Annotated in this window: 17 protein-coding genes and 1 pseudogene; 6 read left to right on the top strand and 12 right to left on the bottom strand. The window is 62.9% G+C overall.

Going from position 1 to position 18,370, the window contains the following annotated elements; genetic code table 11:
* Nucleotides 1–5: 5 nt before the first annotated feature.
* The 3 genes from AB4N98_RS02375 to AB4N98_RS02365 all read right to left on the bottom strand — a co-directional run bounded on the left by AB4N98_RS02375 (nucleotide 6) and on the right by AB4N98_RS02365 (nucleotide 3,739).
* Nucleotides 6–956: a PDR/VanB family oxidoreductase gene (locus tag AB4N98_RS02375; protein WP_460149203.1), complete on the bottom strand. Its 951-nt coding sequence runs from the start codon at nucleotides 954–956 to the stop codon at nucleotides 6–8.
* Nucleotides 953–1,993, bottom strand: a complete 1,041-nt coding sequence (locus tag AB4N98_RS02370) for an aromatic ring-hydroxylating oxygenase subunit alpha (RefSeq protein ID WP_017528281.1) — start codon at nucleotides 1,991–1,993, stop codon at nucleotides 953–955. Before AB4N98_RS02370 ends, AB4N98_RS02375 begins: the two co-directional genes overlap by 4 nt.
* A gap of 258 nt (nucleotides 1,994–2,251) precedes the next feature.
* Nucleotides 2,252–3,739 carry an aldehyde dehydrogenase family protein gene (locus AB4N98_RS02365; protein WP_065877790.1) on the bottom strand — a complete coding sequence of 496 codons (1,488 nt, stop codon included), beginning with the start codon at nucleotides 3,737–3,739 and terminating at the stop codon, nucleotides 2,252–2,254.
* Nucleotides 3,740–3,975: 236 nt separating this feature from the next.
* Between AB4N98_RS02365 and AB4N98_RS02360 the strand changes: the two genes are divergently transcribed.
* Nucleotides 3,976–5,145 (top strand): p-hydroxyphenylacetate 3-hydroxylase oxygenase component, encoded by a 1,170-nt coding sequence (locus tag AB4N98_RS02360; protein ID WP_065877792.1) that lies wholly within the window; start codon nucleotides 3,976–3,978, stop codon nucleotides 5,143–5,145.
* 56 nt (nucleotides 5,146–5,201) lie between these two features.
* A complete protein-coding gene (locus AB4N98_RS02355) occupies nucleotides 5,202–6,134 on the top strand; it encodes a p-hydroxyphenylacetate 3-hydroxylase reductase component (protein ID WP_017528284.1) in 933 nt (310 codons plus the stop codon).
* 85 nt (nucleotides 6,135–6,219) lie between these two features.
* On the opposite strand, the pseudogene AB4N98_RS02350 reads toward AB4N98_RS02355, so the two are convergent.
* A pseudogene (locus tag AB4N98_RS02350) lies at nucleotides 6,220–7,547 on the bottom strand (alginate export family protein).
* A 289-nt stretch (nucleotides 7,548–7,836) separates the two neighbouring features.
* On the opposite strand from AB4N98_RS02350, the gene AB4N98_RS02345 reads away from it, so the two are divergent.
* From AB4N98_RS02345 to feaR, 3 genes are all read left to right on the top strand, one after another.
* A complete protein-coding gene (locus AB4N98_RS02345; protein ID WP_065877794.1) occupies nucleotides 7,837–9,336 on the top strand; it encodes an APC family permease in 1,500 nt (499 codons plus the stop codon).
* On the top strand, nucleotides 9,317–9,901 hold the full coding sequence (locus tag AB4N98_RS02340; RefSeq protein WP_017528287.1) for a DUF3156 family protein: 585 nt from the start codon (nucleotides 9,317–9,319) through the stop codon (nucleotides 9,899–9,901). The genes AB4N98_RS02345 and AB4N98_RS02340 overlap by 20 nt, the downstream gene beginning before the upstream one ends.
* 111 nt (nucleotides 9,902–10,012) lie before the next feature.
* Entirely contained in the window at nucleotides 10,013–10,975 is a 963-nt protein-coding gene (feaR, locus tag AB4N98_RS02335) for a transcriptional regulator FeaR (protein ID WP_017528288.1), read from the top strand.
* Between the two features lie 97 nt (nucleotides 10,976–11,072).
* On the opposite strand, the gene AB4N98_RS02330 is transcribed toward feaR, so the two are convergent.
* The 6 genes from AB4N98_RS02330 to AB4N98_RS02305 form a co-directional block, all read right to left on the bottom strand.
* Complete coding sequence (locus AB4N98_RS02330) at nucleotides 11,073–11,843, bottom strand: SDR family oxidoreductase (RefSeq protein WP_017528289.1); 771 nt, start codon at nucleotides 11,841–11,843, stop codon at nucleotides 11,073–11,075.
* Entirely contained in the window at nucleotides 11,836–12,636 is an 801-nt protein-coding gene (locus AB4N98_RS02325) for an SDR family NAD(P)-dependent oxidoreductase (protein ID WP_065877796.1), read from the bottom strand. The genes AB4N98_RS02330 and AB4N98_RS02325 overlap by 8 nt, the downstream gene beginning before the upstream one ends.
* Nucleotides 12,629–13,450 (bottom strand): molybdenum cofactor biosynthesis F family protein, encoded by an 822-nt coding sequence (locus AB4N98_RS02320; RefSeq protein ID WP_026067288.1) that lies wholly within the window; start codon nucleotides 13,448–13,450, stop codon nucleotides 12,629–12,631. The genes AB4N98_RS02325 and AB4N98_RS02320 overlap by 8 nt, the downstream gene beginning before the upstream one ends.
* A gap of 85 nt (nucleotides 13,451–13,535) precedes the next feature.
* Complete coding sequence (locus AB4N98_RS02315) at nucleotides 13,536–14,195, bottom strand: response regulator transcription factor (protein WP_137220201.1); 660 nt, start codon at nucleotides 14,193–14,195, stop codon at nucleotides 13,536–13,538.
* Between the two features lie 56 nt (nucleotides 14,196–14,251).
* Nucleotides 14,252–14,617 (bottom strand): cupin domain-containing protein, encoded by a 366-nt coding sequence (locus tag AB4N98_RS02310; protein WP_017528293.1) that lies wholly within the window; start codon nucleotides 14,615–14,617, stop codon nucleotides 14,252–14,254.
* 32 nt (nucleotides 14,618–14,649) lie between these two features.
* A complete protein-coding gene (locus AB4N98_RS02305; RefSeq protein WP_065877800.1) occupies nucleotides 14,650–15,948 on the bottom strand; it encodes an NAD(P)/FAD-dependent oxidoreductase in 1,299 nt (432 codons plus the stop codon).
* Between the two features lie 231 nt (nucleotides 15,949–16,179).
* Here AB4N98_RS02305 and hpaR point away from each other — a divergent pair, with 231 nt between their 5' ends.
* Nucleotides 16,180–16,602, top strand: coding sequence for a homoprotocatechuate degradation operon regulator HpaR (gene hpaR, locus AB4N98_RS02300; RefSeq protein ID WP_017528295.1), 423 nt, complete (start codon nucleotides 16,180–16,182; stop codon nucleotides 16,600–16,602).
* Nucleotides 16,603–16,738: 136 nt separating this feature from the next.
* Here hpaR and hpaI read toward each other — a convergent pair whose 3' ends face one another.
* Nucleotides 16,739–17,542, bottom strand: coding sequence for a 4-hydroxy-2-oxoheptanedioate aldolase (gene hpaI, locus AB4N98_RS02295; RefSeq protein WP_017528296.1), 804 nt, complete (start codon nucleotides 17,540–17,542; stop codon nucleotides 16,739–16,741).
* A gap of 15 nt (nucleotides 17,543–17,557) precedes the next feature.
* Nucleotides 17,558–18,361: a 2-oxo-hept-4-ene-1,7-dioate hydratase gene (gene hpaH, locus AB4N98_RS02290; protein WP_065877802.1), complete on the bottom strand. Its 804-nt coding sequence runs from the start codon at nucleotides 18,359–18,361 to the stop codon at nucleotides 17,558–17,560.
* Between the last annotated feature and the right edge of the window lie 9 nt (nucleotides 18,362–18,370).

Raw genomic sequence — 18,370 nt, 5'->3', positions numbered from 1 at the left:
GCGGTTCAGATATCGAGCACCAGCAGCGCGGTTTTTGCGCGTGAGCAGCACGGCGTGAACTGGTCATTCAGGGCTTGTTCCTGCTCGGTGAGAAACAGGTCGCGGTGTTCCGGTATGCCTTCCAGCACGCGGGTCAGGCAGGTGCCGCAGATGCCTTGTTCGCAGGACACGGCAATCTCGATGCCGTGGTGTTCCAACACCTGGACCACGCTCTTGTCGGCCGGTACCTCATAGACTTGGCCGCTGCTGGCGATCCGTACCGAAAAGCTGCCGTCCAGGCTGTTGTCCAACGGCGCCGCCGAGAAGTATTCGCGGTGCAGGCAGTCCTCCTGCCAGCCCTGGGCGCGGGCGCTGTCGAGCACATGCTGCATGAAGCCGCCGGGGCCGCAGACATACAGGTGCACGTCGTCCGCCGGTGCCGCCAGTACCTGGGCGGTATTGAGCGCCGTGTCGGGTTGCTCATCGAAATGCAGGAATACCCGCTCGGCAAACGACGAATCCTTGAGGCGCTGCACAAACGCCGCGCGTTCACTGGCGCGGGCGCAGTAATGCAATTGGAAGTCGGCCCCGCCCTGGGCCAGGCGTTCGGCCATGCACAATATCGGCGTGATGCCGATGCCACCGGCGAACAACAGGCTGCGCCGGGCTTCATGGACCAACGGGAACAGGTTGCGCGGTTCGCTGATGGTCAGGCGGGCGCCTTCATGCACCTGTTCGTGCAGGCTGCGCGAGCCGCCCCGCGAGGCAGGGTCATTGAGCACGCCGATCAGGTAGCGATGGCGTTCCTCAGGGTGATTGCACAGGGAATACTGACGGGTCAGCCCATCGGGCAGGTGCACATCGATATGCGCCCCGGCACTGAACGGCGGCAAGGGTGCGCCATCGACACGGGCCAGTTCATAGCTGCAAATGTCCAGCGCCTCGACGCGCCGCGACGTCACCACCACCTCGATCATGATGGCGCTCCGGCGCGTTCGCGCGCGATCAGGCGCTCCAGGACCTTGCGCGACTGCACGCCACCAGCGTCGATATTCAGCTTGAGCAGGTTGCGCGTCGGGTGAGCGAGCAGGTTCTGTTGCTGGCGTTCGAGCATCTCCAGGTCTTCGCTGAAAATCTTGCCCTGGCCTTCGCGAATGCTGGCGGTGAGTGCTTCATCACGAGGGTTGAAATTGCGCGCCATGCCCCAGAAGTACCAGATCGACGTGTCGGTCTGCGGGGTGATGAAATCCACCACAATGCTCGCCGCCTTGTGTTCGGGCGCGGCGTGGTAACCGCCCTTGCCGGCATGGGCCACGCCGACTTCGATCAGCACATGGCTGGGCGGGGTAAAGCGACAGATCTGCCAGCGATCCACCGGCACGTCATCGGCCAGGTTATTGCCGCGCAGGGCCATTCGCCAGAACGGCGGCGCCATGATGTTTTCCATATGCCGGGCGGTGACCACTTCGTCGCCTTCCACCGTGGTCACGGGCGGCGCCTCGTCGATTTCCTTCTGGCCGATGCTGGAGGCATGCACGTAGGTTTCGTGGGTCAGGTCCATCAGGTTGTCGATCATCAGGCGGTAATCGCACTGGATATCGAACAGCCCGCCGCCATACGCCCACTCGTCACTCACGGCCCATTCCAAGTGATGAATCAGCGCAGGGTCGGCCTGGGCCTGATCACCCGGCCATACCCAGATAAAGCCGTAGCGCTCAACCGCCGCGAAGGTCTTGTTGCAGGGAAAACCGCGTACCCGCTGGCCAGGCATCTCAACCGTCTTGCCATCGCAGCCCATCACCAGGCCGTGATAGCCGCACACCAGGTTGCCGTTCTCGACATAGCCCAACGACAACGGCGCGCCACGATGGGGGCAGAAGTCCTCGACCGCCACCACCGCGCCTTCCAGGCCACGATAAAACACCATTTTTTCACCGCAGATCTGCCTGCCCAGCGGCTTGTGCGCGATTTCATCGGGGGTGCAGGCGACATACCACGTGTTCTTGGGGTACATGGTGACTCTCCAGGCAATGGATTATTTTTATTTGTTGGATCCATTAGATTGGAGGGGTAGGGGGTAGTCAAGCTGTGAAAGGGGGTTTAATGGGCGATTATCGAACAGCCTATTAATTAGTGGATCCATTAGTGAGATCCATGTGGGAGGGGGCTTGCTCCCGATAGCAGTGGGTCAGTGACAGATCCATTGACTGACACACCGCTATCGGGAGCAAGCCCCCTCCTACATTTGGTTCCCGGTATAGCCGGATTATCGTCAGTAACGAATCATCACCGACTTCAACTCGGTGTACTCCTCGATAAACGCGCCGCCAAACTCCCGGCCCACCCCCGAGCACTTGCTGCCCCCAAACGGCACCGCCGGGTCCAGCAACGTATGCATATTCACCCACACCGTACCCGCTTCAATGGCCGGCACCATCCGCAGCGCCTTGCCCAAATCATTAGTCCACAGGCTGGCGCTCAAGCCATAGGGCGTGTTGTTCATCAACGCCAGCAGTTCCTCCTCAGTGTCATACGGCAAAAACGTAGCGATCGGGCCAAAGGTCTCTTCGTTGAGCAAGGTGTCGTTGACCCCATTGGCCAGGATGATCGTCGGTTCGACGTAGCAACCCGGCCGGTCAAGCAGCCTGCCGCCGTGCACGATGCGGTTGTTTTGCGCTCGTGCCTTGTCAAAGAACGCGCCCAGTTTGAGTTGATGCTGACGGTTGGCGACCGGGCCGAACTCGGTGCGCTCATCCAGCGGCGAACCGATGTTCAGCGCGCTCAAGCGCTGCGCCAGTTTGTCCATGACCGCGTCGATCTGCGAGCGATGCACAAAGAAGCGTTCGGCCGCGGCGCAGATTTGCCCGGAGTGCAAAAAGCCCGCCTCGATGATGCCGTTGACCGCCGTTTCCAGGTCCACATCGGGCAGGAACCCCGCCGAGTTTTTCCCGCCCAGTTCCAGGGTGGCGCGGGTCAGCCCGGCGCCCATGGCGCTCTGGCCCACGGCAATGCCGGTGGGCACCGAGCCGGTAAACGACACCTTGTTGGTGCCGGGGTGTTCGACCAGCCCTTTGCCCACCAGGCCAGCACCGGTCAATACGTTGAGCGCACCCGGCGGCAGCCCGGCCTCCATCGCCAGTTCGGCGATGCGCAGGATGGTCAGCGGCGTGAACTCACTGGGCTTGATAATGATGCTGCAACCGGTCACCAGCGCCGAAGCGAGTTTCCACAGCGCGATCATGGTGGAGAAATTCCACGGCACGATCCCCACCACCACCCCGACCGGCTCGCGCAGGGTGAAGGCGGTGTAGCGTTCACCGGCGAACGAGGGCAGTGAGGGAGTGATGGTCTGCCCGGTGATTTTGCTGGCCCAGCCGGCGTAGTAGCGCAAAAAATGCGCGGCCTGGTCGACTTCGAAGGCGCGGGAAATCTGGATGATCTTGCCCGATTGGCAGGTTTCGATCTGCGCCAGTTCTTCGCGGTGCTGCTCTAGCAGGTCGGCCAGTTTGAACAACACCGTGCCGCGTGTCGCCGGGGCGACCTGGGACCATTGTTTGAAACCACGGCGCGCGGAGGCCACGGCTGCGTCGATGTCGGCCGCGTCGGCGTCGGCGACCTGGGCGATGACTTGGCCGGTGGCCGGGTTGATCACCTCCAACGTCTGGCCGCAGTGGCTCTGTACGTAGCCACCGTCGATAAACAGCGCGTGTTGTCGACGCAAAAACGCTTCGACCTGAGGCAGCAGTGGAATATCGCTCATGGGGTTTTCCTGGTCGTGAACAAAGAAAACCCCGAGGTTAAGCCACCGCTTCATGCCAGGCTTGACTGTGCCTGCCGCGTGCTATGTCTGTGGCTGCCAGGCCTATGAAAAGTGCAATCTTGGCTGTGGAACGTGCATTTTATGCCCCAGGGGCGCCCGCCATACTGGCCCTGCATCCGGCGCCCCGCCTCGATTCCTGTGGTTGTCCGGACATCCAATAATAAGCAGGGCCATCCATGAAAAAGCCAAACCCGCTCCTTGAAGACCTCAAGTCCATCCTGCCGACCATCGCGGCCAATGCTGCGCAGGCTGAACAGCACCGCCAGGTGCCCGCCGAGAATATGGCGTTGCTCAAGGGCATCGGCCTGCATCGTGCGTTCCAGCCCAAGGCGTTCGGCGGCATGGAGTTGTCGCTGCCACAGTTTGCCGACTGCATCGCCGCGCTCGCCGGGGCATGTGCCAGTACCGCCTGGGCCATGAGCCTGTTGTGCACCCACAGCCATCAGCTGGCGCTGTTCTCGGCCACCCTGCAACAGGAAGTCTGGGGCACCGACCCGAACGCCACGGCGAGCAGCAGCATCGCGCCCTTTGGGCGTACCGAAGAGGTCGAGGGCGGCGTGCTGTTCAGCGGTGAGATGGGCTGGAGCAGCGGCTGCGACCATGCCGAGTGGGCGATTGTCGGTTTCCGCCGGCCCAATGCCGAAGGCACGCAGGACTATTGCTTCGCCGTGCTGCCGCGCAGTGACTATCAGATCCGCGACGACTGGTTTGCCGCCGGCATGAAAGGTAGCGGCACCAAGACCCTGCTCATCGACAAGGCCTGGGTGCCGGAGCACCGTATCCAGAAGGCCAAGGACATGATGGAGGGCAAGTCCGCGGGCTTTGGCTTGTACCCCGACAGCAAGGTGTTCTACTCGCCGTACCGTCCGTATTTTGCCAGCGGCTTTTCCACCGTGAGCCTGGGCGTCGCCGAGCGCATGCTCGATGTGTTCCGCGAAAAGACCAAGACCCGCGTGCGCGCCTACACCGGGGCGGCGGTCGGCGCGGCCACGCCGGCGTTGATGCGGCTGGCCGAGTCGACGCATCAAGTGGGCGCCGCGCGTGCGTTTCTTGAAAAGACCTGGGCCGATCATGCCGAGCACAGTGAGCAGCAGCGCTACCCCAGCCGCGAAACCCTGGCGTTCTGGCGCACCAACCAGGCGTACGCCACCAAGATGTGCATCCAGGCGGTGGATCGCCTGTTTGAAGCCGCCGGCGGCAATGCCTGGTTCGAACACAACGAGATGCAACGCCTGTTCCGTGACTCGCACATGACCGGCGCCCATGCCTACACCGACTACGACGTGTGCGCGCAGATCCTCGGCCGCGAGCTGATGGGCCTGGAGCCCGACCCGAGCATGATCTGAACCCGTCTTTGATAACAACAATCAGGGCTGCGCCTGACGCAGCCCGGGAGTCTTGCATGTCTGAATCGACCTTCGACCCACGCGCCTTTCGCCGCGCCTTGGGCAACTTTGCCACCGGCGTGACCGTGGTCACCGCCGCCGACGCCAGCGGGCGCAAGGTGGGCGTCACCGCTAACAGCTTCAACTCCGTGTCGCTCGACCCACCGTTGGTGTTATGGAGTATCGACAAACGCTCCAACAGCCATGAAGTGTTCGAGCAGGCCAGTCATTTCGCGGTCAACGTGCTGGCGGCGGACCAGATCGACCTGTCGAACAATTTTGCCCGGCCCAAGGACGATCGCTTCGCCGAGATCGAGTACCAGCCAGGCGAGGGTGGCGCGCCGGTGTTCGCCGATTGTTCGGCGCGGTTTCACTGTGAGAACTACCAGCAGGTGGACGGCGGCGATCACTGGATCATGATCGGCAAGGTGGTGGCGTTCGATGACTTCGGGCGTGCGCCGCTGCTCTATCACCAGGGCGCCTACTCGATGGTCCTACCCCACACGCGCATGACCAAGCGTGACGACAGCCAGCCGCCGAGCAGCCATTTCCAGGGGCGCCTGAGCCACAACCTGTATTACCTGATGACCCAGGCGGTGCGCGCCTACCAATCGGCCTACCAACCCCGGCAACTGTCCACCGGCCTGCGCACCAACGAGGCGCGCATGCTGATGGTGCTGGAGAACGACGCCCGGCTGAGCGCCGGCGACCTGCTACGCGAGGTGGCCATGCCGGTGCGCGAAATCGACGAAGCCGTGGCCAACCTCAAGCGCAAGGGGCTGGTGAGCGACGACGACAGCGGCGTGCGCCTGACCGCTGCGGGCGTGGAGCAAACCGAAGACCTGTGGGCGATTGCGCGCGAACAGCAGGACAAGGTATTCGCTGAGTTCACTGAGGCGCAGATCGAAACGTTCAAGACGGTATTGAAGCAACTGATCCGCCATTGCTGATTGCTGCATGTGGCAAGGGAGCATGCTGCATCAGCACGCACCCCGGCGTGCCGCAGGCGCTGCGCGGGGCAGCGCCTGAAAGGGCTCAGAAGGGTACGGCCACGGTCAGTTGGCTGTAGAGGTTGGTGCCGTTGCCACCGACTTGGTTGCCGCCGGTGTCTGCGCCCTTTTTCGGTTGGTAGAGGCCCACCAGCGGGCTGATGATCAGGTGGCTGTTGACGGCCCATTCGGCGTAGAGGTCCAGCTCGCGAGCGTCCAGGTTCAGCGCATCGTGCTTGCGCAGGGTATTGAAATCGAAGTACAGCGCCGCAATCGTCAGGTTTTCCAATGGCGTGGCTTTGAGGCCGACATGGTGGACCCCGGTGTTGCTGTTGAACGGGCCGGCGTAATTGCCGGCCACTTCACCTTGATCCAGGTGCCGTAGCCGGTGCTGAGTCCGGTGAACAGCGGGTCCCATTTTTGCGAATAACGGGTGTAGCGATAGGTCAGTTTCGGTGCCCAACTGACGTCGGCGAAGGTGTAGCCGGCTTCGCCGTACCAGGCTTTTTCCGGCCCGGCGTCCTTGTCCTGCCAAGCGTATTCGAAGGCGAAACTGGCGTTGTCGATGCCCGCGCTGCCTTCGCCGCGCAGGCTGTAGGTGTTCATGCCGTCGCGCTGTTTCTGGAAGTCGCTGGCCCATGGGTCGGTGACGCCCATGCCGTGAACCCAGGTCAACCCCAGCGTACCGGCCGCCGCCGTGTAGTCGAGGGTGCCCGCCGCCAGCTCGGTTTCGGCCTGGGCGCGGTTGTCGGATTTGAGCCACAGCACCGAACCATGCAGGCCATCCTGCCCGCCCAGGCGCAGGACCGCCGTGCGGTCGAAGGCGTGGCGGGCGCCGAGGTAGAAACCGCCCCCGCGGTTCAACGTACCGTCAGCCGGGCCCTTGCCCAGGTTGGGGCCGTCGTCGTTGATCAAAAAACCACGGCCAACCTTGACCACCTGGCGGCCGATGGAAAAATCCACCCCGTCCTTGCCCAGTGCCGGGAACAGCTCGGCCGAGCGCCACCCGAGGTACGCGTCTTCGATTTTTGTGGTGCGTTCCGAACCCACGGTATTGCCCCCCGCATCGCCGTCGCCCCAGGTGCCGGAGCTGACCCAATTGAGGGCGCCATAACCGGTACCGTACCCGGCCAGGCCCTGATCGCCGCTGACCCCGTACTTGATGAACCCTTCGCGCCAGGTCGAGCCGCCCGGCATGCCATTGTAGTTGTGGCGGCTGTTGAACATCCCGTAGACCGCCAGGAAGTCGGCGTTGAGGTGGGTGTCTTCGTCGGCGTACAGCGCGTAGGCCTGGGCCGACGAATGGGTGATCAAGAGCGCGATGCCCAGGCCGACAGCCTTGGACAACGTGCGGGTTTTGAGTGTGTGCTCCATTTTTATAATCCCCAGCATGGTTAGGTGGAGGGCGCATTAAGTGGCTGGGAGCGGGGGAAGTCTTTCATCTGCGTGCCAGGTAATTGATCCTGCCCGCCAAGCGGTGTGCCGTGGCAGACAGCAACAAAAGTGACGGCACACATGGGCAAGACGCTCGGCGCGTTGGAGGCGCACAGTGATTTTCGCTCGAGGCCGTTTCGATCAGGGACTGGCTGGGGAGGGCTTCAACGCCGGCTCCTTGTACGGCTCGATGCATCCAATCAGAAATCCGCTTTCGAGGATCCGCACCATGTCGATCAATGACCGGCTCACGCAGCATTTGAAACGAGGCAGCGTCGGCTTTCCGACCGCGCTGGCCAGCACCATTGGCCTGATCATGGCCAGCCCGGTGATTCTCACCGCGACCATGGGTTTCGGGATCGGCGGCAGCGCCTTTGCGGTGGCCATGCTGATTGCGGTGGTGATGATGCTGGCGCAGGCGACCACCTTCGCCGAAGCCGCCGCGATCCTGCCGACCACCGGCTCGGTCTACGACTACATCAATTGCGGCATGGGCCGTTTTTTTGCGATCACCGGCACCTTGTCGGCGTACCTGATCGTGCATGTGTTTGCCGGTACCGCTGAAACCATTCTGTCCGGGGTCATGGCGCTGGTGAACTTCGAGCACCTCAACACCCTGGCGGAATCCGCCGGGGGCTCGTGGTTGCTCGGGGTCGGCTTCGTGGTGGTGTTCGGCATCTTGAATGCCTTTGGCGTCAGCGCCTTCGGCAGGGCCGAGATCATCCTGACCTTCGGCATGTGGACCACGTTGATGGTGTTCGGCGTGCTGGGCCTGATCGCGGCGCCGGCGGTGCAACTGGAGGGCTGGTTCGGTGTGTCACTGGTGGGCACCGACGTGGTCACCGTCCTGTCATTGGTAGGCATGGCGATGTTCATGTTTGTCGGTTGCGAGTTCGTCACGCCGTTGGCTCCGGACTTGCGCAATTCGGCCAGGGTGATGCCCAAGGCCATGCTGTTGGGCTTGCTCAGCGTGGCCACCTGTATGTTTATCTACGGCGCGGCGATGAAGCGCCAGGTCGAAAACGTGTTGCTGGATGCCGCCACCGGCGTGCACCTGCTGGACACGCCGATGGCGATTCCGCGCTTTGCCGAGCAGGTCATGGGGCAGGTCGGCCCGCTGTGGCTGGGCATCGGTTTTTTGTTTGCCGGTGCCGCCACCATCAACACGCTGATGGCGGGCGTGCCGCGCATCCTCTATGGCATGGCCGTGGACGGCGCGCTGCCCAAGGTGTTCACCTACCTGCACCCACGCTTCAAGACGCCGTTGCTGTGCATCCTGGTGGCGATGCTGATTCCGTGCCTGCACGCCCTGTGGTTGGGCGGCAACGCTGACAACATCATGCATCTGGTGCTGGCGGCGGTGTGTGCCTGGAGTTTCTCGTACCTGCTGGTGACGCTGTCGGTGGTGATCCTGCGCATTCGCCGTCCTGATCTGCCACGGGCCTATCGCTCGCCGTTCTTCCCGTTGCCACAAATCCTGTCCAGCATCGGCATCTTGCTCGGGATGTGGTTCATCACCCCGCCGGGCATGAACCCCGCCGACATCTACGTGCCGTTCGGCGTGATGCTGGCGATTACCGCTGCCTACGCGCTGTTCTGGACATTGGTGGTGCAAAAGGTCAATCCATTCAAGCCGGCGTCGGTCGAAGACGTGCTGGCCAAGGAGTTTTCCCATGAGCCTGGCAACCTTTACAACGAGCCTTTCGAGCATGCTGCAAAAGCTGTCTGAGCTGTTCAGTGCGCAACGCGCCCCGGCCGGCTATCGGCCCGGGGTCACGCTTGAATACCTGCGGCGCAACCTTGGCCTGGCAAGTTTTACCTCCACCGGGCCGGCCAGTGCGGTGTTCAGCCTGGACGCCAGTGGCCTTGAGGTGACGATTGTCGAGCGCACCGAAGCGCAACTGCTGATGCACCTGGTGATGACCGAGTTCAGGATTCAGTTGCCCGCTTCACAGCAGGGCAGCGCACGCTGGGACCTGCACCACCGCGGGTCGATTCGGCGCACGGGGCTGGCGTGTCGGCAACGGGCGGGCGAAGCGACTTTGCTGGCCCGGCTGGAGGCTGCGTTGGCGGGTGATGCGTCGTTGCACGAAGCCCTGATGGCGCTGGATTTCAAGCACCTGCGCATCGAGTTGCAGGCACAGCAATGGCGCGTCCGGCTGGAGCACATGGGCGGCAGCGAAGTGGTCAACCGCATGCCGGCGTTTCGTCGTTACATCGCCCTGAGCCCAGCCCAGCGCGCCAGTCTGTTCACGGTGCTGGCGGGCTTGCAGCGAGTGCTGAGCGGGTTGTGATGAGTTGGCATCATTAGTGCTTTTACAGTTGGGATGCTGTGCTTGTTGCGCCTATATAGATAACATGTTAACTATTGGCCGACAAAAACAATAAGCCACTGTGGAGTTGCCATGAGCACCTATCAATCTGCGCACCATGGATTGGAAACCTGGACTCGGGATTTGCGCGCGGCCTGCGGCCATTTCGACACGGAACTGGCGTTTAACCGCTCACTGTTTATCGGTGAGGTGTCCAAGCGCGAGCGCGGTGGCCTGTCACTGGCCAACCTGCGCACCAATGCCGGGCTGATCAAGCGCGAACGACCCAACGCCGATCACGATAGGGACCAGCATTGTTTTCTCGTCAGCCAACGCAGTGGCTATTGCCAGATCACCCAGAACGGCCAGGTGGTGCAACTGGCCCCCGGCGACATGCTGCTGATGGACTCCACGGGCTCGATCGAGATCAGCCCGTTTGGCCTGATCGAACACGCCTCGCTGTCACTCTCGCGCAATGAAGTGTGCAAGCAACTGGGTGGCGCCGCGAAAACCTTCGGCAAGATCTCGTCGAGCAAGGCCTGTGGCCGCATGCTCCATGTGCTGATGGACCAACTGTGCCGGGAAGGGTTGGGCGACCAGGACCCGAACGAGGAGGCGCAGGCCCTGCAAGCGGCGTTTGTATCCTTGCTCGGTTCCGCCTTCGAAGCGCATGACGCGCCCGGTGAGGGCATGGCCTGCCTGCAGGGCAACAACCTGCGCAGCTATGTGCAGAAAGTCATCGACGAGTCGCTGACCCAGCCCGGCCTGAGCCCCGTGGGCCTGGCCAGTCGCTTGAATATCTCGGTGCGGCATTTGTACCGTTTGTTCGAAGAACAGGACGACAGTGTCTGCCGCTACATCCAGCGTGCGCGGCTCAAGCGCAGCGCGGATGACTTGACCAACCCGTTCCTCAAGAGCGAGTCGATCACCTCGATTGCCTACAAGTGGGGCTTCACCGACTCGGCGCACTTCAGTCGCTCGTTCAAGAAGCAATTCGAGCTGTCGCCCAAGGATTTTCGTTCGACCCATCTGCAACAGGCGGTGGGCGCGGTTTAGGTGGCCTTGTTTCACCTCAGGCAACATCACGGCTCGGGAGCAGGCAACTACCCAACTGATGCCCCGCGATCCAACTGTGGGTTATGCCTGACAGGCCTTACTTCACTTCGGGCAACGTCGACCCGCCATCCACAATGATGGTCTGCCCGGTGATGTAGCTCGCCAGGTCCGAGGCCAGAAACAGCATGGCCCCGGCAATGTCCTGCGGCGCGCCGAGGCGGCCGAGTGGCACGCGGCTGGCGATGTCGGCGTTGACCTGAGCATCGCCCAGGTTGCCCATGGCCGGCGTGGCGATCATCCCCGGTTCCACGCCGTTGACCCTTACCCGGTTGCCGGCCAGTTCCAGTGCGGCACTGCGGATAAACCCGTTGACCCCGGCCTTTGACGCGGCGTAGTGGCTCAGCCCCGGATAGGCGACCCGTGGCCCGGTGACCGATGAGGTGACCAGCACGCAACCGCCGCCTTGACGCTGAAACATCGGCAAGGCGGCCTGGGTCAGCCAGAACAGCGCCGAGAGGTTGACCGCCAGCGTGCGCTCCAGCACGGCCGGGGTGATCTGCTCGAACGCGGTCAACGGAAAATAGCCAGCGTTGTGCACCAGGATGTCCAGGCGGCCCCAGTCGCGCTCGATGCCTTTGATCCCGTCGAACACCGCCGTCGCCTCGGCCAGATCGAGTTCGATGGCTTGGACCCTGCACCCCCGCGCAGCCAATTCGTCGGCCAACGCCTGGGCTTGCGCCCGACGCAGGTCAACGATCATCACGCGCGCGCCACGCAGCGCAAACGCTTCGACAACGGCCCGGCCGATGCCTTGCGCGCCGCCGGTGACCAGCACGCTTTTGCCGCTGAAATCGAGGTCTTCAGACATAGGGCTGCTCCATATGGGCGTAGGCCAGGGTCGGTACATCGACGATGCTCGAACCACCGTCGGCGACCACGCTGGCACCGGTGATGATCGAGGCGTCGGGGCCGGCCAGGAAGCGGCATACCCTGGCAATTTCTTCGGCGCTGGCGGGACGCCGCAACGGTACGTCGGCGCACACACGGGCGTAGGCCTGCTGCAGCGTATCGCCGTGGAAGTTCATCAAGGGCTGCATCTCCTCGTCGGCCATCGGCGTGGTGACCCAGCCAGGGCACACGGCGTTCACTCGCACGCCACGCGGCCCGTAGTCCCGCGCCAGTGAGCGGTTAAGCCCGAGCAGTGCGTGTTTGGCGGTGGTGTAGCCGCACACCTCGGGCCCGGCGGCCAACGACGCGATGGAGCCCAGCAGCACGATGCACCCGGCGCTCTCGATCAGCAGCGGCAGGCAGGCGCGGGCGCTGTAGAACGCGCTGTCCAGGTTGCTGCGCAGCGCCGCTACCCAGGTGGCCGGGCTGGTTTGGCTGGCGCTGCCCACGCCATGCCCACCGGCACAGGCCAGCAGCACATCGAGTCGGCCATGGTGTGCGCGAATCTGTGCGACGAACCTGTCCCACGTATCCGGGCAGGCCGCGTCGCCGACCAGCACCAGGCCACCGGTTTGTGCGGCGACCTGCTCCAATGGCTCGCGACGCCGGCCGATCAGCACCAGGTTGGCGCCTTCGGCAGCATACAGCCGCGCGCAGGCGGCACCGATGCCCGTGCCGGCACCGGTGATGACCACGGTTCGGGCGTCAGGCATCGGGATACTCCGTATGGTTGAGGACCTGGCAGTAGGAACTGACCGGAAAGTTCGACAGCTCATCGAAGGACGCACCGGCGTAGCCGAAAATCTTGCCGTCGCTGCGGTGCTGTTGCAGATCGATCAACACCAGGCCGAGGGTCGGGATGATCTTTTCGCGCCAGACGAACAGGTACAACTGGTCGGCAATCTTGTAGTAGTGGCAGCGATCGGTATCGCACAGGCCCTGTTCGACACCCTTGATGCACTGCCAGGAGTAGAACTGATCGTTCAGGTAAATGTGCTCGTAGACCTCGCTGGGGCTGTAGCGGTACAGGTTGCGCAAGCCGGTCAGTTCCTGGGTCGGTGCGTGCGGGCACTGGCCAGCCTGCCAGGGTTGATTCAGGCTGCCCTGTAGAAATTCCACGTGCACCGAGGTCAGGGCCTTGCCGGCCAGCGCGCGGCTGTACAGACCTTGTTCGGTTTGCTCGCGGCTCGGCATGCTGCCGATCACGGCGGTGAACGACGACGTGGCGGTATCCAGCACCAGGCTGATCGACCAGGCTTGCCCGGCTTCGTGCTTGATGAAATCGACCAGGTACAGGCCCGGACGCACCGAGGTGGCGCGGTAGGCGGCCGCACCGCTGGAGTGACCATCGGCGGCGTTCCAGTGCAGCGTGTCGGTTTCAAAGCGGTGCTCGATCTGCCAGCCGTTGGCGAAGTACAGCGTGAACGTCTTGCCGTTGAGGTCGGCCAGGTTGGGCAGGATAAAGGCTTCAGGGGCGAAACCGTCGGCAAGGGCGCCTACGGTGATCCAGTCGGATGGGGTGGTCATTGCATGGCTCCACGGGGTTGAGTTGACAACCCGGAGCATGCGGTGGGGAAGGGCGCGCGCCTATCAACCGAATGGTTGACCCCGCTTAAAGAAACAGCGCCGCCACCAGCTCGGTGCGGCTGCTGACGCCTGTTTTGCGAAACAGGTGAATCAGGTGGGTCTTGACGGTGGGCAGGCCGACGTCCAGCGCCTGGGCCAATTGTTTGTTGCTCGCGCCTTGGCGAAGCAACCAGGCGATCTGGCGCTCCTTGGGGGTAAGCCCGGCCAACCCGTCGTCTGTGGGCTGCATGTTAGCCACGGCCATTTGCAGCATCACCTGCAAGGCATTCAACTGGGCCAACTGGTCGAGGGTGAACACCCCTTGTTCAGCCGTGCGCAGCAGCGAGATGGCGGCCTGGGGCTGGTCGGCGCGATGGGCGACGATCTCCACCACATCGACCACCCCGTAGCGCGCCAGAAAGTCGCGGTAGCGGCGGCTGTCACGCAGCGGCTGCCGGGCCATGGCCAGCCCCAGCGGCACCACGGTGAGCCCGGTGGACAGGCAGTTGCGCGGCTGCAACGGATCGAATTGGCGGTAGTTGTCCAGGTAATCGCGGTGCATCTCACCGCTCATGCCCAGCAGCCTGAAATCACGGGCTTGCAGGTGGCGGTCGACGCAATAGAACGCCGCCTGGCTGGCGGGTACGAGTTGGGTGAAAGCCTGCAGGCAGTGGCCGGCGACTTCCTGGGCGGGGATGGCGTGCATGGTCGGTTACCTGCGCCGGAAAAAACGCTGCCGGCACACGCCGGCAGCGGGAGCGATCAGCCTACCGCAAAATAGTGCTTCACGAAGCTCTCGCTGACCACGTCCCACAGCACCGGTGTGCCTTTGGTCACGAACCAGCTGTCGCCGGCCTTGTAGCGGGTGCTCTGGCCGGTGCTTTCGTCGGTCAGTACCACTTCGCCGGTGACCACGGTGGCCTGTTCGGCGAACGGGTAGACCATGCGGAACTTGCCTTGGGTGGTGCCGAAATAGGCACTGCTGACCGGGTCGGTCGGGGCGCCGAAGGTCATCTTGCCGAAGGCCTTGACCTCGCCTTCGAGGATCTCGGAGCCGAGGTCGGCAACCGTGCCCCAGGGGTCGAGCTCCGATAATTGAATGTCTTTCTTCAGGGGGGTAACGGGCATGGCGGTTCTCCTGTGAATGAAACAGCGGGGGCTCAACGGCGACCGTTGAAGTAGCCCGACAGTTGGTGAAGGCTTTTGCCGGCGGTGAGCAGCAGCGGGCGGATATGGTCTTTGCCGAGGATCTGTGCGTGTTTGACCGAGCTGATCAGGTCATAGCGCGAAGAGCCTTCGCTCATGCCCTCGGCCAATACCTTGCAGATAATGTGGCTGGGCGTGACCCCGAAGCCGGCGTAGCCCTGCACGTAAAACGCGTTGGGGCGACCGCTGAGCGTGCCGATCTGCGGGAACAGGTTGGCCCCGGTCGCCATCGGCCCGCCCCAGGCCAGGTCGATCCTCACGTCCTTGAGGTACGGGAAAATCTTCAACATCAGGTTGCGGTTCCAGGCCTTGAGGTCCAGCGGGATGTGCTCGACAAAAGGCGTGGCGGCGCCGAACAGCAGGCGGTTTTCGCGGGTGACGCGGTAGTAGTCGATCACCGGGCGAATGTCGCTGTAGGCCCCGCGTATAGGGCTGATACGGTTGATCATCTCGTCCGACAGCGGTTCGGTCATCAGTTGGAAGGCGTAGGTGTTGACGGTGGTCTGGTGCAACTCGGGTTCAAGCTTGTTGAGGAAACTGTCGCAGGCCCACAGCAACTTGGCGGCCCTGACCGAACCACGGCCGGTGCGCACGGTGATGCGCTCGCCATAGCTGATTTCCAGGGCCGGGCTGTGCTCGAAGATGCGCACGCCATGCCCGGCCAACGCCTTGGCTTCGCCCAGCAACAGGTTGAGCGAGTGCACATGCCCGCCGCCCATGTGCAGCAACGCGCTGCTGTAGGCGTCGGAACCAATGATCTGCTTGACCTCGGACCCCGCCATGAAGCGGATTTCGTCCTTGGTGTTGATGGATTTGAAGTCCTTCTCCCAGGCGCGCAGGGTTTTTTCCTGGCGGGCATTGAAGCCCATGTAGCCGTAGCCGTGGCAGAAGTCGGCGTCGATGGAATATTTGGCGATGCGGTCCTTGATGATGCCGGCGCCCAGCTCGCTGATTTCAAAGATCTGGCGCAGGCCTTCGTCACCGACTTGCTGCTTGATCTTTTCCAGGTCATGGCCGATCCCCGCCATGATTTGCCCGCCATTGCGGCCCGTGCCACCGAAGCCCAGGTAGCGCGCCTCAAGCACCACGATGTTGGTGATGCCTTTTTCGGCGAGTTCCAGCGCGGTGTTGATGCCGGAGAAACCACCACCAATCACCACCACGTCGGCGTCTACGTCCTGTTCGAGGGTCGGGAAGCTGAGGTTGTATTTTTTGGTGGCCGAATAGTAGGTGGGCGTTTCGATATTAATCATTGCGCAGCCTGGAAAAGTGAAGGGGAACTCACTGCAGAGCCGGGTTTGAGCTCTATGCTTGTTGGCTGCTATTAGGTGCCTTCCGCGCGTTAGGTGTCTTGATTCTGTGTGCCGCCGCGCTTGACCGTGGCTGCCACTGAAGCCTGCGTAAGGGTAAAGCTGCACACGGGGGGCCGGTGCCGATGCTAGAATCTTGTTAATCTGTTAACTAAATACGACGTCGACCTTTATATGCCTCAATTGCGCCAATCCCTGACCCTCAGTTTGCTCCATGCGCGGGAAGCCGCCATGGGGTTTTTTCGTCCTTCATTGAACCAGCACGGGTTGACCGAGCAGCAATGGCGGGTCATCCGGATCTTGAGCCAGCATCCAGAGCTGGAGATCAATCGCCTGGCCGAGTTGGCCTGCATCCTCAAGCCAAGCATGACGGGGGTGCTGGTACGCATGGAGGCGGCGGGCATGGTCGAGCGGCGCAAGGCGCACCAGGATCAACGGCGCGTGCTGGTGCGGCTGGCCGAGAAGGGGCACGCTTGTTTTGCTTCGATGAGCCAGTGCATGGAGGCCAATTATCAGCGCTTGCAAGCGGGGTTTGGCGAGGAGAAGTTGCAGACGCTTCTGGGTTTGCTCAATGAGCTCAAAACCCTGAAGCGCTGAGCCGAGACTGCAACTGTTAGGACAGTCTGATACACCGCTATCGGGAGCAAGCCCCCTCCCACAGGGGATCTCCATTTATCTTGAGATCTTGCCGGGGCTTTAGGCCGAACACCTCAACCCCTCGCTATCGCACGCTCTAGTAAATAGCTCCCGCCGCGTTGGCGGGCGCCGCTGAACCCTTGAACGCTGCCGCCAGGCTTTGCAGCCCACGCATCAGCACCGTGGTGTCCACGCCCACCGCGACGAACGCCGCGCCCAGTTCGATGTAGCGCCTGGCCAATGCCGGGTCGGCACTGAGAATGCCGGCTGCCTTGCCGGCCTGGCGGATGCGGGCGATGGCGTCTTCAATCGCCGCCTGCACCTCGGGGTGCCCGGGGTTGCCGCGATGGCCCATTGAGGCGCTCAGGTCGGCCGGCCCGATGAACACGCCGTCGACGCCTTCCACGGCCGCGATGGCGTCCAGGTTGGCCAGGCCTTCGCGGCTTTCGATCTGCACCAGCAGGCACATTTGCGCATCGGCCTGGTCGAGGTAACCGGCGATGCTGTTCCAGCGCGATGCCCGTGCCAGCGCACTGCCGACGCCGCGCACCCCGTTGGGCGGGTAATGGATGGCGTTCACCAGTGCTTGCGCCTGCGCTGCACTTTCGACCATCGGCACCAGCAAGGTCTGCGCACCGATGTCCAGTACTTGCTTGATCAAGGCGGTATCGCCGATCACCGGCCGGATCACCGGGTGGCTGGGGTAAGGCGCTACGGCCTGGAGCTGGCCGAGCATGCCGCGCAGGTCGTTGGGCGCGTGTTCGCCGTCGATCAGCAGCCAATCGAAGCCGGCGTTGGCGGCCAGTTCCGCGCAGTAGGCATCGGCCAGTCCCAGCCACAGGCCGATCTGCGTTTCGCCGCTGCGCAGGCGTTGTTTGAAGGTGTTCACAGGCATATCCATCGAGCAATCCTCCACTTACACAAAACGGCAGGCAATCGAGCCGAGCATGTCGTAGTCGACATGGAAGGTATCGCCGGGGTTGGCCGCCACCGGGCGGGTGAAGGAGCCGCCCAGGATGATTTGCCCAGGTTGCAGGGTGACGTCGTAGGCGGCCAGTTTGTTGGCGAGCCAGGCTACGCCCTTGGCCGGGTGGTTGAGTACGGCGGCCGATACGCCGGACTCTTCGATCACGCCGTTGCGGTACAACACGGCGGGCACCTTGCGCAGGTCGATCTCGGTGGGGCGCACGGCGCGTCCGCCCATCACCACGCCGGCGTTGGCCGCGTTATCGGAAATGGTGTCGAACACCTTGCGGGTCGCCTGGGTGTGCGGGTCGACCTGCTGGATGCGCGCGTCGATGATCTCCAGCGCCGGGATCACCCATTCGGTGGCGTCCAGCACGTCGAATACGGTCACATTCGGGCCTTTGAGCGGCTTGCCCAGGATGAACGCCAATTCGACCTCGACGCGCGGCACGATAAAGCGCTCGAAGGGAATATCGCTGCCTTCGTCGAAGAACATGTCGTCGAGCAGCGCACCGTAATCCGGCTCGCTGATGTTGGAAGACACCTGCATGGCGCGTGAGGTCAGGCCGATCTTGTGGCCGACCAGTTTGCGCCCGTCGCGGATTTTTTGCGCGACCCACGCACGCTGAATGGCGTAGGCGTCGTCAAGGGTGATTGCCGGGTGCTCCAGGGAAAACTGGCGCACCTGCTCGCGGGAGCGTTCCGCCTGGTCGAGGCGGGCGGCGGCTTGCTGGATAAGCGGTTGATCGAGCATGACAAGGGT

Source organism: Pseudomonas sp. S3_E10 (assembly GCF_054667615.1).
Note: the sequence above shows the minus strand (reverse complement) of the source record. Positions and strands in the feature narration are given on the sequence as shown.

Bases quoted from the DNA above. Each gene is read 5' to 3' on its own strand.
- hpaR (WP_017528295.1), top strand. From the start codon at position 16,180: ATGCCTCAATTGCGCCAATCCCTGACCCTCAGTTTGCTCCATGCGCGG.
- AB4N98_RS02365 (WP_065877790.1), bottom strand. From the start codon at position 3,739: ATGAGCGATATTCCACTGCTGCCTCAGGTCGAAGCGTTTTTGCGTCGA.
- AB4N98_RS02315 (WP_137220201.1), bottom strand. From the start codon at position 14,195: ATGCACGCCATCCCCGCCCAGGAAGTCGCCGGCCACTGCCTGCAGGCT.
- AB4N98_RS02375 (WP_460149203.1), bottom strand. From the start codon at position 956: ATGATCGAGGTGGTGGTGACGTCGCGGCGCGTCGAGGCGCTGGACATT.
- AB4N98_RS02370 (WP_017528281.1), bottom strand. From the start codon at position 1,993: ATGTACCCCAAGAACACGTGGTATGTCGCCTGCACCCCCGATGAAATC.
- AB4N98_RS02345 (WP_065877794.1), top strand. From the start codon at position 7,837: ATGTCGATCAATGACCGGCTCACGCAGCATTTGAAACGAGGCAGCGTC.
- AB4N98_RS02360 (WP_065877792.1), top strand. From the start codon at position 3,976: ATGAAAAAGCCAAACCCGCTCCTTGAAGACCTCAAGTCCATCCTGCCG.
- AB4N98_RS02325 (WP_065877796.1), bottom strand. From the start codon at position 12,636: ATGCCTGACGCCCGAACCGTGGTCATCACCGGTGCCGGCACGGGCATC.
- AB4N98_RS02320 (WP_026067288.1), bottom strand. From the start codon at position 13,450: ATGACCACCCCATCCGACTGGATCACCGTAGGCGCCCTTGCCGACGGT.
- feaR (WP_017528288.1), top strand. From the start codon at position 10,013: ATGAGCACCTATCAATCTGCGCACCATGGATTGGAAACCTGGACTCGG.
- AB4N98_RS02310 (WP_017528293.1), bottom strand. From the start codon at position 14,617: ATGCCCGTTACCCCCCTGAAGAAAGACATTCAATTATCGGAGCTCGAC.
- AB4N98_RS02340 (WP_017528287.1), top strand. From the start codon at position 9,317: ATGCTGCAAAAGCTGTCTGAGCTGTTCAGTGCGCAACGCGCCCCGGCC.
- hpaH (WP_065877802.1), bottom strand. From the start codon at position 18,361: ATGCTCGATCAACCGCTTATCCAGCAAGCCGCCGCCCGCCTCGACCAG.
- AB4N98_RS02305 (WP_065877800.1), bottom strand. From the start codon at position 15,948: ATGATTAATATCGAAACGCCCACCTACTATTCGGCCACCAAAAAATAC.
- AB4N98_RS02355 (WP_017528284.1), top strand. From the start codon at position 5,202: ATGTCTGAATCGACCTTCGACCCACGCGCCTTTCGCCGCGCCTTGGGC.
- AB4N98_RS02330 (WP_017528289.1), bottom strand. From the start codon at position 11,843: ATGTCTGAAGACCTCGATTTCAGCGGCAAAAGCGTGCTGGTCACCGGC.
- hpaI (WP_017528296.1), bottom strand. From the start codon at position 17,542: ATGGATATGCCTGTGAACACCTTCAAACAACGCCTGCGCAGCGGCGAA.